Origin of the sequence: Streptomyces sp. NPDC006476 (genome assembly GCF_040612015.1) — a bacterium.
In the GTDB taxonomy this organism is placed as follows: Bacteria; Actinomycetota; Actinomycetes; order Streptomycetales; family Streptomycetaceae; genus Streptomyces; species Streptomyces griseorubiginosus_B.
The window spans coordinates 20,346-34,680 of record NZ_JBEXPK010000007.1 but is presented as its reverse complement, the minus strand read 5'-3'; the positions used below and the strand labels follow the sequence as shown (position 1 = coordinate 34,680).

The 14,335-nt window shown below is 72.5% G+C and carries 10 protein-coding genes and 1 tRNA gene; 6 read left to right on the top strand and 5 right to left on the bottom strand.

From position 1 onward, the window contains the following. From ABZZ74_RS09785 to ABZZ74_RS09775, 3 genes are all read right to left on the bottom strand, one after another. Nucleotides 1-921, bottom strand: coding sequence for an N-acetylmuramoyl-L-alanine amidase (locus ABZZ74_RS09785; RefSeq protein ID WP_356762930.1), 921 nt, complete (start codon nt 919-921; stop codon nt 1-3). A 388-nt stretch (nt 922-1,309) separates the two neighbouring features. Continuing rightward, nucleotides 1,310-3,694, bottom strand: coding sequence for an FtsX-like permease family protein (locus tag ABZZ74_RS09780; RefSeq protein WP_356762928.1), 2,385 nt, complete (start codon nt 3,692-3,694; stop codon nt 1,310-1,312). Then, nucleotides 3,691-4,395 carry an ABC transporter ATP-binding protein gene (locus ABZZ74_RS09775; RefSeq protein WP_356762925.1) on the bottom strand — a complete coding sequence of 235 codons (705 nt, stop codon included), beginning with the start codon at nt 4,393-4,395 and terminating at the stop codon, nt 3,691-3,693. The genes ABZZ74_RS09780 and ABZZ74_RS09775 overlap by 4 nt, the downstream gene beginning before the upstream one ends. A gap of 213 nt (nt 4,396-4,608) precedes the next feature. On the opposite strand from ABZZ74_RS09775, the gene ABZZ74_RS09770 reads away from it, so the two are divergent. The 6 genes from ABZZ74_RS09770 (at nt 4,609) to ABZZ74_RS09745 (ending at nt 12,806) form a co-directional block, all read left to right on the top strand. Next, entirely contained in the window at nt 4,609-6,102 is a 1,494-nt protein-coding gene (locus ABZZ74_RS09770; RefSeq protein WP_356762923.1) for a histidine kinase, read from the top strand. Next, nucleotides 6,099-6,794 carry a response regulator transcription factor gene (locus ABZZ74_RS09765; protein WP_356762921.1) on the top strand — a complete coding sequence of 232 codons (696 nt, stop codon included), beginning with the start codon at nt 6,099-6,101 and terminating at the stop codon, nt 6,792-6,794. The genes ABZZ74_RS09770 and ABZZ74_RS09765 overlap by 4 nt, the downstream gene beginning before the upstream one ends. Nucleotides 6,795-6,826: 32 nt before the next feature. Further along, nucleotides 6,827-7,387: a hypothetical protein gene (locus tag ABZZ74_RS09760; RefSeq protein ID WP_356762919.1), complete on the top strand. Its 561-nt coding sequence runs from the start codon at nt 6,827-6,829 to the stop codon at nt 7,385-7,387. A gap of 317 nt (nt 7,388-7,704) precedes the next feature. Next, entirely contained in the window at nt 7,705-8,349 is a 645-nt protein-coding gene (locus ABZZ74_RS09755) for an RNA polymerase sigma factor (RefSeq protein ID WP_356762917.1), read from the top strand. Continuing rightward, complete coding sequence (locus tag ABZZ74_RS09750; protein WP_356762915.1) at nt 8,346-9,431, top strand: CU044_5270 family protein; 1,086 nt, start codon at nt 8,346-8,348, stop codon at nt 9,429-9,431. Before ABZZ74_RS09755 ends, ABZZ74_RS09750 begins: the two co-directional genes overlap by 4 nt. Further along, entirely contained in the window at nt 9,432-12,806 is a 3,375-nt protein-coding gene (locus ABZZ74_RS09745) for a S8 family peptidase (RefSeq protein WP_356762913.1), read from the top strand. A gap of 329 nt (nt 12,807-13,135) precedes the next feature. Here ABZZ74_RS09745 and ABZZ74_RS09740 read toward each other — a convergent pair. Together ABZZ74_RS09740 and ABZZ74_RS09735 are read right to left on the bottom strand one after the other, a co-directional pair. Then, a tRNA-Arg gene (locus ABZZ74_RS09740) sits at nt 13,136-13,208 on the bottom strand. 84 nt (nt 13,209-13,292) lie between these two features. After that, a complete protein-coding gene (locus ABZZ74_RS09735) occupies nt 13,293-14,282 on the bottom strand; it encodes an aminoglycoside phosphotransferase family protein (protein ID WP_356762911.1) in 990 nt (329 codons plus the stop codon). Nucleotides 14,283-14,335 lie beyond the last annotated feature (53 nt).

Here is a 14,335-nt window from a genome sequence, read left to right as displayed (position 1 = left end):
TCAGGCGACGACCGTGAACAGACCTGTCGTGTCCCCCAGTTTGCTCAGGGAGATCTTGCCGGGGATGCCGTCGGCCTCGGCGCCGCTGTAGCCGAGGTGGCGCTGCCACTTGGCGTACGCGGCGATCGTGGTCGTACCGAAGGAGCCGTCGCCCGCGTAGGTCTTGGCGAGGTAGCCCAGTTTCACCAGGGCCGCCTCGGTGAGGTTGGTGCCCGCCATGTAGGAGACGTGGCCCTGCTTGGCGCCCGGGTCGGTCTTCGCGGCCTGGACGAGACGGGAGAGGTCGACGCGGGGCTTGCCGGCCTTGGGCGGGGCCGGAGAGGTCTTGGCCGGTGTCGTCGCGAGCTGCTTCTTCACGTCGGCGCGGAAGTCGTCCATGTCGAAGCTCGGGTCGACCTTGCCGGGCTGGACCTCCTTGTGCCCGGCGACCGACTTCTCCGACCAGCCGTGCGCCCGGCAGATCGCGGCGGCCCACAGCACGGCCCGGTCGTACTGCGCGTCCGGGTAGGGGTCCTTGCCGTCGCCGAGGTTCTCGATCTCCAGACCGTACAGACAGTCGTTGCCGTCGGCGTTGGCCTGGTTGTCGACGGGGAGGGGCTTCTCCGCGCGCAGGGCGTTGAGGACGTCGAGGTCGACACCGCCGGCGTGGTTGGCACGGCCGTTGGCGATCGTCCACAGGCCGTCGGTCTTGCCGAGCCAGGCGTGGCAGAGCGGACCGGGCAGGTCCGATCTGCCGTTGTAGCAGAGCTCCCTGTCACCGTGACCGGCGGTGTGGTGGATCAGTACGCCGATCACGGGACCGAAGCGCTTGCCGGTCGCCGCGTCGCGGTTGTGGGTCTTCCAGCCGGCGTGCTCGTGCACGGTGAGGCCCTCGGCCTTCAGCGCGGCGAGCATCTGTGCGGCCGTCAGGGGTGTGGCCATGACGTGCGGTCCTTTCGGATGGATCCGGTGAACGTAACCGGGTTTCCTGTGAAGCCAGTTGACGAATCGAACCGCGTGCGGGGCGGCCAGGATCGTATGAGGGCTTTCGTACCGGGTGAGGGGGCCGCAAGCCCTGAGGCGCGCGGAGCCGGTGCCGGACTTCTTGCCGCTTGCCACCCAACGCGCCTCTGACATAGGCGGGTTGGCGCATGAGCGGTTGACGGCGTGATGCACGGCGCGGTGGCGGTGTGGGTCCGTGTGGCTCGCTTGCTGCGCAGCGCGGTGGCGGTGTGGGTCCGTGTGGCTCGCTCGGTGCGTGGTGTTGTGGCGGTGTGGGTCCGTGTGGCTCGCTTGCTGCGCAGCGCGGGGGCGGTGTCGGTCCGAGTGCTCACTCCGTGCGCAGCGCGGTGGCCGTGTCCGTACGGGCGGCCCAGCCGGCCGGCAGCAGGGCGCCCAGTACCGCGATGACCAGCCCGCCGCAGCCGAGCGCGGCCAGCGCGGGCGCCTGGTAGACGGCGATGTCCGAGGCGGGCAGGGTCATACCGACGGCCTTGCCCATGAGCGGCGTGACGTACCGGTGCAGGGCGACGCCGGCCGGGACCGCCACCGCGCCCGCGAGCAGACCGATCCCGGCGACCGAGGTGACCACCATGGCGACGGTCTGGCGTGGCGCCATGCCCAGGGCCTTCAGGACGCCGAGGTCGTGGACGCGGTCGCGGGTGTCGAGGACGACCGTGTTGAGCACCCCCAGGCCCGCCACCGCGACCAGCATCAAGGTGAGCGTCCCGACCAGCGCGTCCATGGTCACGATCACGTCGGACGTCTGCGCGGTGTTGGCCTGCGCGACCGCGCCGACCGGTCGCAGAGCCGCGTTGAGCGAGGTCAGGTACCGCGCCAGGTCTGTCCCCGGCTTCGTCCGCACGCCGTACTGGCCCGGCGTCGCGTCGAGCCCCAGTGCCGCGAGCGTCGAGGTCCGGGTGAGGAGTTCCATGCCCTCGCCCGCGGTGAAGAACGCCTCGCCGACGATCCGCACCGAGGCCCGCCGCCCCCGCTCCGTCAGGGTCACGGTGTCCCCGACCCGGATCCCGGCGGCCTTCAGGAACCGGGTGGTGACCACCGCCTGCCCCGGCCCGTCCAGCCAACGGCCCGAGACCATCTGCGGGGCCGCCCACGCCGTATCACCCTGGTAGGCCACCACGGTGGTGGCGCCGGTGATCCCGGACGCGCTCACCTCCGCCTGTGCGATGCCGTAGAAGCGGCTCGTCCCGTGCTGGGCGCGGAGCGCGGCGGCGACCTCGGCCGGATCGGCCTTCGGCGCGTCGGGGCCACCGTCCGCGTGGACCGCCTGGGCACCGGGCGGCGCCTGTCCGCCGCCGGCCGCCACCATGACGGACCCGGCCGAGTCGAGCATGCGGCCCGACTGGACGGCCCCGAGCGTCAGGGCCAGCCCGACCCCGAAGGTGACGGTGGCGGCGCCGAAGGCGACCGCGGCGGCCGTCGTCGCCGAACGCGCCGGACGGGCGAAGGGGTTCGCCAGCCCGAGCCCCACCGCCCGCGGGACCGGCAGCCGCCCTACGAGCCGCCGCGCCAGACGCCCCCGGCCGCTACCGGGCGTACGTCCGACGGTGAGCGCCTCCACGGTCCGCAGCCGCCCGGCCCGCAGCGCGGGCACCAGAGCGGCCCCGGCGACCAGCGCGAGGGCCACCCCTGGCACCACGACGTCGATCCACACGGGAACCGACGCCCCCGGACCGCCGAAGGCCGTGCCGACCTCGCCGAGCACCGGAACGGCCAGCAGATTGCCCAGCACCAGCCCGAGCGCGCACCCCACGCCCGCCGGGATCAGCGCCTGCCCGACATAGGCCCGTACGACCTGCGCGGGGCTGAAACCAAGGGACTTGAGGATGCCGATGCGCCGGGTCGCGGCGCCGACCGCGCCGCTGACGACGATGCCGATGACCAGAACCGACAGCAGCAGCCCGAGCACCCCGAACGCGGCGAGGAAGGGCACGAACGCCATCGTGTTGGCGGTCTCCTGCTGCCGTACGGCCAGATAGGACCGCGATCCGCTCAGGGCACCCTTCGGCACCGCCGCGGCGATCGCGTCCCGGTCGGCGGCGACCTGGGCGTCCGTACCGGCGTGACGGAAGCGGTAGAGCATCTCGTACGACACCGGGCCGCCCCGCGCGCTCAACGCCTCGGCCTGCGCGGGAGTCACCCAGGAGTCTGCGGTGCCGGTGACCGACCGGGCGAGGCCGACCACCGTCAGCGTGGGGGCGCCCGGCGCGGAGGGGAACGTCAGCCGGGCACCCGGCTGTACGGGCATCCCGCCGTACGCCACCACGATCTGTCCGGGCCGGGCGGCCCAGGCACCCGCGACGAGCCTGACCCCGTCGACGTGGCCACCGGCGTCCGCCCGGCCGACGACGGTCAGCGGCGGCAGATCGACACCGGCCGGAAGCGCGTCCGACCCCGACGCGGTGCGCGGCCGCAGGGAGAGGGTACGGAAGGGGCCGGAGGCGGCGCTCACGCCGGACACGTGTGCGGTGGCGCCGACTTGACGGCCAGTCACCTTCGTCCCGTCGAACTGGACGGTCAGATGGGCGCCTCGCTGCTGGGCGAAGGCGTGGTCGAAGGGCGCCCGTGCCGCGACGAGCAGCCCGGCGGCGAGCACGGACGCGGTGACGGCCATGAGCGTGGTGAGGATCATGACGGCGGTCTGCAGACGCCGCCGCGCGACTCCGGCCCGGACGACCTTGCCGAGGGCGCTCATGGGGTCACCGCCGGGGTGTGCTCGAGGTCCCGTATGACGCGGCCGTCGACCAGCTCCACGGTCCTGGTCGCGCAGGACTCCGCCAGGCGCAGATCGTGGGTGACCAGGAGGATCGTCTGACCGTCGGCGTTGAGCTCGGCGAGGAGCTCCCGGACGTCCTCGCCGGAGGCGGTGTCCAGCGCGCCGGTGGGTTCGTCGGCCAGCAGCAGCGCCGGACGGTTCATCAGGGCCCGGGCAACGGCGACCCGTTGCCGCTCGCCGCCGGACAACCGGCCGGGATAGGCGCCCGCGTGCCGGTCGATGCGCAGATGCTCCAGCAGACCGGCGGCCCGCCGCCGCGCCTCGGCCCGGGGCAGACCCGCCAACTGGGCGGGCAGCAGCACGTTGTCGGTGACCGTCAGGTCGTCCAGCAGATTGAAGAACTGGAAGACCATGCCGATCTTCGTCCGCCGAAACTCCGCCGACCTCGCCTCGCCCATCCCGTCCACCCGCAGCCCGGCGACGGTGACGCTGCCCGCGCTGGGCCGGTCGAGCCCGGCGATCAGGTTGAGCAGCGTCGACTTGCCGCTGCCGGACGGTCCCAGCACGGCGACCGCCTCTCCGGCGCGCACGCTCAGGGTCACGTCGGCGAGCGCCGGCGGCCCCTCGCCGTACGTCCTGGTCACATCGCGGATGTCGATGACGGGCGCGGTCGCTGGCACGGTGCCTCCACGGGCCGATGGTCGGGGTTCGGCCCGACGGTAGGGGCCGGGTCGCGGCGGCCGCGTCGCCTGTGACGGCGAGACCGGCTGCCGCCCCCGGATGACCCTCCGGTCGCGTCATCCCAGCGATGTACGCGGGGGATGTACGAGCCGTAAGCCGCCGTCCGCCGCGGGAGGGATGTGGCCGGGTTCCGGGCTTGCCACACTGTGCGCATGGGCGGGGCTGTCGGGACGGTGCGTACGGGCGGGACCGCGGGCGCCGCGGCGGAGATCGCGGAGTGGTGGAGGACGAGCGTCTCGGCGCTGCGGCAGCGCAGCCCGCTGCCGCGGCCGTCCCGGTGGATGTGGGCGGCCGACGCGATCCTCGCCTTCGTCCTGGCGGCCTGCACGGTGATCGCCGCCCACCGCCAGGGCAGGGGCACGGTTCCCCTCCCGCCGGTCGTGGTGTCGCCCCCCTCGTGGGTACCGACCCCGCCGAGCGCGCCGAACGCCCCCTTCCCGCCGGCGGACATGGCACAGCACCTCGGCACGGTCCAGGCCTGGCAACTGGCGCTGGCCGCACTGACCGCGTTGCCCCTGGTGGTACGGCGCGGGTATCCGCTGACCGCGTTCTGGGCGGTGACCGGGGTGAGCCTGCTCTTCAACCAGCGGCTGGGCGGCGGCGACCCGACCGTCTACACCTTCGTCTCCTGCGTGGTCGCCGCCTACAGCGCGGCCGTGTACAGCCCCTACCGCGGGCGAGCGCTGGCCGGCCTGCTGGCCGGGGCGGTCCTGCTGGCCGTCTTCCACGACGAGAACTTCCCGTCCTTCACGCCCGGTGTCGTCCCTTTCCTCGCCCTGCTCGGGGTCGGGTTGGCCGCCAACGCCGTCCACACCTGGAAGCAACGCCTGCGCGTCCTGCAGGAGAACCACGAGACCGCGACCCGGCTGGCCGTCGACCGCGAACGCTCCCGTATCGCCCGCGAACTCCACGACGTCGTCACCCACAATGTGAGCGTGATGGTCATCCAGGCAGGCGCGGCCCGCAAGGTGATGGACACCGCCCCGGACCGCGCCCGCGAGGCACTGCTGGCGGTGGAGGCGGGGGGCCGCACCGCGATGACGGAACTGCGGCAGGTGATGGGCCTGTTGAGGATGGCGGCCGATGGGGCAGAGCTGGTGGGTGGAGAAGGGGGTGGGGTGGACTCCGGGGAGGTTGGGGCGGGGGCGGTTGGTTGTGGTGACGGGGTGCCGGTCGGCTACGGCTCCGCTCCGGCGGCTGGTGACGCCCCCGGCCCGGTCACGGACGCTGACCTGGCACCGCAACCGGGTCTGGCCCAGGTGCCTGCCCTCACCGACCGCCTCCGCAGGACCGGCGTGCCCATCGAGCTGACCGTCACCGGAACCCCCGTACCGCTGCCCGCCGGTGTCGAGCTGGCCGCGTACCGCGTGGTGCAGGAGGCGCTGACCAACGCCGTGAAGCACGCGGCCGGCGCCCGGGTACGGGTCACCGTCGACCACGTCCCGGGCGCGCTGCACATCGAGGTCTCCGACACGGGCGGCACCGCGATGTCCCCGGTCGACCCGAGCCCCAGTGCTGCCGCCGGCTACGGCCTGATGGGCCTGCGCGAACGCCTCGCCGTCCACGGCGGCACCCTGCAGGCGGGGGAACGGCCCACCGGCGGGTTCAGGGTCCGCGCCGTCCTGCCGGTCCAGGAACCGGCGTGAGCGAGCCGCCGCCGCGGGTGGTGATCGCCGACGATCAGGTACTGGTCCGCACCGGCTTCAGCCTGATCCTCGCCGCGGACGGAATCGAGGTCGTCGCCGAGGCCTCGGACGGCGACGAGGCGATCGACGCGGTCCGCCGCACCCGCCCCGACCTGGTCCTGATGGACATCCGCATGCCCGGGACCGACGGTCTGGAGGCCACCCGGCGCATCCTCTCCGGCCTGGTGCCCGATCCGCCCCGCGTCCTCATCCTGACCACGTTCGACCTCGACCGCTATGTCTACGCCGCCCTCACCGCGGGAGCGAGCGGTTTCCTCCTCAAGGACGTCACCCCCGAGCACCTGGTCGCGGCCGTCCGCCTCGCCCGCACCGGCGACGCGCTGCTGGCCCCGACCATCACCCGACGCCTCATCGAACGCTTCGTCGCCCACGACACCACCCACACCGCCACCCTCCACCGAGACCTCTCGGCGCTCACCCCCCGCGAACTCGAAGTCCTCCGCGCCCTCGGCAACGGCCTCAGCAACACCGAACTCGCCACCCACTTCGGCCTGAGCGAGGCCACGGTGAAAACCCACGTGACCCGAATCCTCTCCAAACTCACCCTCCGCGACCGCGCCCAGGCCGTGGTGGTGGCTTACGAGACGGGGCTGATCGTGCCGGGGGCGGGCGGCACCACGACCGAGCGCTAGCCACCACCCACCCCCGTCCTTCCAGGAGCACCGTGTCCCCGACAAGACCCGCCGCCGGCACCCGCGCCGTACTCGCGGCAGCCCTCCTGCTGCCGGCAGCCGGCTTCCTCAGCGCGTGTTCGGCCATCGGCGGAGCCGGCTGCGACCACACGGCCGCCGAACTAGCACGGCTGGCCCAGCAGCCACTGCTCGCCTCGGCGCCCACCAACGCCTCGGAACCCGCCGGCTACCGCGGCGTCGGCGTGACCACCGGATGCGACGACGACAGCGCCGGAGCGCCGTGGCTGCACGCGGACCGCCTGTACACGTTCCCGGGTGAACCCGGAGACGTCATCACCCACTACGCCAACGCGGCCGCCGCGGCCGGCTGGCACCGCGAACGGGACCCGGCCGCCGGGGCACCGCCCGCCACGGTGGAGGGCGCCTGCTGGACCGCGACCGAGAGGGACCGCCACCTGCTACTCACCGTCGACCTCCACCCCAGGGGCTTCTCCCCCGAGCCCGAGACGGCGGCAGGGACGGGCCAGGGCCTCGTCTACGCGGTATCGATAGGCACCGAACGGGACGGCGGCGGGGAAACGTGCTGGCACTAACCGCACTCCCGCACCGGCAAAACTCACCCGCGGCCCCTTCGACCGCTGACCGCAACTCACATTCGGCTGAGCGTGGGCGCCGCATGCCCCTCACGCTACCCGCGAGGAACTTGGCGGCGAAGTGGTCGAGAAAGTCCGACAGGCAGGGCAGTCGAACCTCCTCCCGTCCCCGCTTTCGGGCCTCGCAGCCTGAGTGGTGCGCGGGTGAGCGGCTGCCATGTCCACCGAGTCCTCGTGCGGTCGCCGCCCTGGTGACCTGCGCGGCTGGTGTGACGTAGCTCACCGGAACTCGCCCGCGCCGTACGTCAGTTCAAGACGTGACCACAGATATGCGAACCCGGGTGCGAGACGGAGATCCGGACGCCTTCGCGGAACTCTTCGACGAGTGCGCCCGCGTGGTGTACAACCATGCCTTCCGGCTGACCGCCGACTGGTCGCTGGCCGAGGATGTCATGTCGACGACGTTCATGGAGGCGTGGCGGCGCCGTGCCTCGGTCGAGGCCGAAGGTGGCTCGCTGCGGCCGTGGCTGCTGGGCATCGCCACCAATGTCGCCCGCTCCCACCACCGCAGCAACCGCCGCTACCGCAACGCGGCGAGCGCCGCGGCAGCCGCGCACGCCGCCGAGGAACGGGTCGAGGACCACGCCGAGGAGACCGCCGGACGCCTGGACGACCGGCGCCGTATCAACGCCACGCTCGCCGCCCTCAGTCTGCTCAAGCGTCCCGAGCGTGAGGTCCTGACGCTGTGCCTGTGGGAGGGGATGGAGTACGCCGAGGCGGCCCGCGCCCTGGGCATCCCGGTCGGCACCGTCCGCTCCCGCCTCTCCCGTGCCCGCGCCAGGCTGCGCAAGCTCGCCGATGCACAACTGCTCGGAGAAAAACGGGAACCCACCCGCACGAACCGGCAGATAACAGGTGATCGCGGATACGCGGTCCGGTCCGCACAGGAAGGAAACCGATGAACGCCAGCCCCTCCCACCAGCCCCACCCGGCTGAGTGGACGGAGACGCAGAGTCTGCTGCCCTCCGCCGAGCGGGATCTGCCGGCGGGCCGCCACCAGTTCCACAAGGAGCAGATGATGGCCCAGATCCACGAAGACCTCCGCACCTCCTCCCGTACGTCCGCTACCTCTCCCCTCGCGCCCGTGAAGCGCCCCAACCCGTTCCTGCGCCGTACGATCCTGCTGCCCGCCGGGGCCTTCGCCCTGGCCGGCGCGGTCGTGGGCGGCCTCGCCCTCACCGGCGGCGGAACCGACGGCGGCAGGACCGCCCTGGCCACCGGCCCCGCACTGACCACCCAGATCGGCACCGCCGACGCCAAGGGCGCCCCCCAGCTCCTCGACCGCATCTCCCTGGCCGCCGCCGAGACCTCCGCGCCCACCCCGCACAAGGGCCAGTACATCTACATCGCCTCGAAGGTGGCCGACAGCTACATCAAGGCCGACGGCGACAAGCGCGAGGCGGTCAGCGACGAGCTGCACTCCCGACAGGTCTGGAACTCCCTCGACGGCAGGGACGGCTGGCTGATCGAGGCCGGCGAGACGAGCGACAAGGGCACCACCCTCAAGAGCGACACCCCGTTCAGCGGCGCCTACAACGCCCTGGCCGAGCTGCCGACCGACCCCGACGCGCTGCTGCAGCGGATCTACCGTGCGTCGGACGCCGTCCGGGACCCCGAGGTGCCGCGCGACCAGGCCGCCTTCGTCGCCATCGGTGACCTGCTGACCGAGAGCTACCCGCCTGCCGAGGTCGGCGCCGCCCTCTACAAGGCCGCGGCCAAGATCCCCGGAGTCGTCTCGGTGAACGACGCGGTCGACGCCACGGGCCGGCACGGGGTCGCGATCGCCCGCGAGAACCCCGTCGACGGCGAGCGCACCGAGTGGATCTTCGACAAGAAGACCCTGCAGTTCCTGGGCGAGCGCATCGTGGTGGTCAAGGCCACGGCGGACAGTCCGCTCAAGGTCGGTACCGTCACGTTCACCAGCGCGATCACCGAGCGCGCGGTCGTCGACGCCGCCAAGCAGGTCCCCGGGCAGGCGAGCTGAATGCGCGACAGAACCGCAAGCGCCTCGGTGGCCGCCCTGCTGGTGGCGGGGCTGATGACGGGTGTCTCGGTGGCGGCCACGGGCTCCGGCCTCGGCCTGCGGACGCAGGACACCGCCACGGTCGCGGCGCCCGGCAGCCCCGCCCTCGGCGCGCGGACCGCCGGCTCCGCCTCCGCGGCCGGCCGGTACGTCACCCTCCTCACCGGCGACCGGGTCCGGTTGGACACCCGGGGCCGGGTTACGGGCGTACGGCGGGCACCGGGCCGTGAGCACGTCCCGGTGTCCGTGCGCGGCGTCGGGGGCGATCAGTACGTCGTTCCCGCCGACGCCGCCGCCCTGATCGGCCAAGGCGTCCTGGACATGCGGCTGTTCGACGTCAGTGGCCTGATACGCGCCGGATACGACGACACCCGGCGCGGCACGTTCCCGCTGATCGTGTCGTACGAGGGCAAGTCCGCCCAGCGCAGGAGCACCCAGAAGTCACTGGTCGCGGACGCGGACGCCACCGTGAGCCGGGAGCTGCCCAGCGTGGCGGGCGCCGCGATCACCGTGCCCAAGGCCGGGGCCGACGACATGTGGCAGGCCCTCACCGAGGAGCAGGGGGTCGCGCGGGTCTGGTTGGACGGCCGGTTCAAGGCGCCGGCGGACGAAGACGGCGCGAAGGCCGGGGAGGTGGGCGGCGGCGTCGCGCAGATCGGCGCCCCGGCCGCCTGGGCGGCCGGATACGACGGCAAGGGTGTCAAGGTCGCCGTCCTGGACACCGGCGTCGACACCACACACCCGGACCTCGCCTCGGCGGTGACGGCCTCGAAGAACTTCACCGGCACCGGCAGCACCGACGACATGGCCGGCCACGGCACCCATGTGGCCGCGACGCTGGCGGGCTCCGGCACACGGTCCGGCGGCCGGTACAAGGGCGTCGCGCCCGGTGCCGGGATCCTCAACGCCAAGGTGCTGGACGACAGCGGCGAGGGCAGCGACTCCAGCGTCATCGCCGGCCTGGAGTGGGCCGCCGGGCAGGGCGCCAAGGTGGCCAACCTCAGCCTGGGCCAGGCCGACACCCCGGGGGAGGACCCGGTCGAGGCGGCGGTGAACGCCCTCTCGAAGAGCACCGGCATGCTCACCGTCGCCGCGGCCGGCAACGAGGGCCCGGACGCGGGAACCGTCGACTCGCCGGGGGCTGCGGAATCGGCGCTCACCGTGGGCGCCGTCGACGGCGAGGACCGGCTCGCCGACTTCTCCAGCACCGGCCCGACCGCCGACAGCGCGCTGAAACCGGACCTCACGGCGCCGGGCGTGGACATCGTCTCGGCGAGGGCGGCGCACGGCCACATGGGCGACCCGGCAGCCGACGGCTATGTCTCCATGTCCGGTACGTCGATGGCGACGCCGCATGTCGCGGGGGCGGCCGCGATCCTCGCCCAGCGGCACCCCGACTGGACCGGCGCACGGATCAAGCAGGCGCTCACCGCGTCCACCATCCCGATCACCGGCGCGACCGGCTACCAGCAGGGGACGGGTCGGGTCGACGTGTCCCGGGCACTGGAGGGGGCGGTGGCGAGCGAACAGACCTCCGTGTCCTTCGGCAAGCAGCTGTGGCCCCACACCGACGACCGGCCGGTCACCCAGCACATCACCTACCGCAACGACGGCGACCAGCCCGTCACCCTGGACCTGACGGCCACCGCGACCGGCCCCGGAGGCAGCACGGCCCCGGAAGGCATGTTCACGCTGAGCACCACACAGCTCACCGTCCCGGCGGGCGGCACCGCCGGCGTCGACCTCACCGCGGACACCCGTGTCGAGGCGGCGGACGGCGCCTACTCGGGCACGCTGGTCGCCACCGCGCGGAACGGCGCCGACCCCGCGGTCGTACGGACCGCCTTCGGCGTCGTACGGGAGGCCGAGGCGCACGACCTGACCCTGAAGTTCCTCGACCGCGGCGGCAAGCCCGTGAGCGCGCCGCTGACCGAGATCCTCGGGTACTCGGGCACGTACTGGACCACGAACCTCGAGGACTCCGAGCAGATCTCCAAGGGCGTGTACCGGGTGCGGGTCCCGCGCGGCGACTACGTCGTGGACACCCTGATGGAAGACGCCAGGGGCACCTCCGCGCTGGTCCGGCCGCGGCTCTCGCTGACCGGGGACACCACGGTCGTCTTCGACGCGCGCAAGGCGAAGCCGGTCGGGATCACCGCGCCGCAGGGCGCGAAGATGTCCGACGGCCAGCTCAACCTCGCCGTGGGCACCGGGGACACCGGGAGCGAGCCGCACAACACCACCCTGTTCCTGGGGGCGTTCAAGAACCTGCGCACCGCGACCCTGGGTCCGGCCTCCCCGGCCGGGAGGCTCAGTACGCAGATCGGCGGCCTGTGGCAGAAGGGCAGCACCACCTACCACCTGCTCCACAACCTGCCCGACCGCTTCCCCACCGGCTATCGGCACACCACGCGCATGAACGAACTGGCCCTGCTGAAGCGGAACTTCGGCTCGTCCGTCGCACACCGCAAGGGCATCGTCAACGTCCTGTGGAGCGGCCCCACCCTGTCGCTGGGCACGGTGAGCGACCCCTTCCCGCTCCCGACGACCGCGAAGATCTACGTCACCACGCCCAAGGGCTTCAAGTGGACGGCCAACCTGGGCCAGGGAAACGCCTCCGGAGACGACGAGGACGTCTTCTACGGCACGGAGAGCGCGAAGTCGTACCAAGCGGGCCGGACCTACGCAGCCACGTACAACGTCGGTGTCTTCAGCCCGATCACCGGCGGCCCGTACGGCGCACAGCGCGACGGCGACACCCTCGACCTGTGCGTCCCCGACCTCGCCGACGGGACCGGGCACCCCGCCTACTCCACAGCGGAACGCCACACCACGGTCACCGCGGACGGCAGCACCCTGCTCGACAACGACGGCGACCTCTGCCAGACCGTGGAGAAGCTCCCGTCCGTCCCGGCCCGCTACACGATCCGAACGAACCTGACCCGCCCGCCAGGCGTGGCCACGACCACGAGCCGCCTGACAGCGGCCTGGACCTTCACGTCCAGCCCGTCCGACTCCGGCTCCCTGCCCCTCTCCACGGTCCGCTTCCACCCGAAGCTGACCCCGACCGGCACGGCCCCCGCAGGCCGCCGCACCACGATCCCCCTCTCCCTCCAGGGCCCGGCGGCCACTGACCTGAAATCCCTGACGGTGAAGGTCTCCTACGACGCCGGCAAGACATGGTCCCCCGCCCCAGTGACCACCACCCACGGCAAAAAGACCCTCACCCTGACCCACCCGGAAAACGCCCGCTCGGTCTCCCTCAAATCCACCCTGACCGACACCACCGGCAACACCTACGCGGTGACGATCCTGAAGGCATACCTCCTGACCTGACGTGGCCCAGACACTCCTCGACGCGGTCACGCATCATCTGGAGCACTTCGCCGCTGCCGACCGAGACACACGTCTTCGTCGATCCGCAGAGGCGGGCCAACTGCGGCGGAGGGACGACTGGGCTGATCCACCAGCACATGACCAGCGACCGGGACCGGGCCATCGCCGACCGGCTTGGGGCCATGATCCGGGGCGGCGGGGGAGTGGCCACCCCCGAGCCCTCTGAAAAGGATCGGGCGGGCTCGTAGTGGCATGGATGTGGCACGGCGCCTGAAATGGCCAAGGGCCAGCCTTGGAGGAAACCCCTCCTGAGCTGGCCCTTCTGTCTGTGCCCCCGGCAGGATTCGAACCTGCGACACCCGCTTTAGGAGAGCGGTGCTCTATCCCCTGAGCTACGAAGGCGAAGGCTAGGATCTGGTGGTCGGCCGGTGGCCGGGTCACCGGTGACAGTGTAGCGGCTGGTGGTGGGGCCGGTTGGAGCGTTGGTCACCACTCCGGGGCGAGTTCCTTGATCAGGAGGGAGAGCGTGGGGAGGTCCGGGAGGGCCATCAGGGAGGTACGTACCTGATCGTCCGCGAACGCCCGTTCGTCCGGTGTCCTCGTCTGGTCCACCGCTGCTTCCGCCTGGACATGGACGTAGTTCAGGCTGGTCGCGAGGAGCATGGAGAAGGCGTGCGGGGTGCCGATCCTTCCCGGGCCCCCGGCCGCCACGTACGCCCGGACCAGGTGCCGGGCCGCGTCCGGGTTCGGGCGGTTCCTGCCCGACCAGGCGAACACCACGCACGCCAGTTCCCGTGCCGGTGTCGTCGGTCCCGCGTTGTCCCAGTCGATCAGGACCGGGCCGTCCCGGCCGACCAGGACGTTCTGGGGCTGGACGTCGAGGTGGGAGGTCACCAGGGCGGTGCGGTCGGCCGGGGTCACGTAGCGGGAGAGTTCCGACGACCGGGCGGCGACGGCTGCCAGATCGTCGGACCAGGGGAGGGCGGAGTCGGCGACCTTTCGGCGCAGGGCTTGCCACTCGGAATCGGTGGGGCATTTTTCGTACCAGGCGATCGGGGGCTGCGTCGGTCCTGCCCCGGCCCTGTGGAGCAGGGCCAGGCTCCGGCCCACCCAGGCCAGGATCTCCGGGGCGGTGGGGTCGGCGGCGGTTCCGTCGACCCAGTCGTAGAGCTTCAGGTACGAGCCGCCCAGGTGAGGCGGGAGCCGGGTGACGGGTGCGCCCTCGCCGTTCCTCAGCAGGCGTGGTGACGCGATGCCCAGGGTTTCCGAGGCGTCGCGCAAGGCGGCTTCGCGCCGTACCTGGCGCTCGTCGCAGCCGAAGAGCATTTCCTTCACTGCCCAGTCGCCGGACGGTCCCGACATCTTCCAGATCCGGCCCAGCGCGCCTCGGGTGACCGGCTCGATGGTCCAGCGGCAGGTGCCGGTGCCGCTGCCGAGGCCGTAGGCCGCGGTCACGTGGTCCACGGCGGCGTACATGGGGCAGCTCCTCGTGTCGGCGGGATGGGCGTGGACCACCGCCGCCCCGCCGC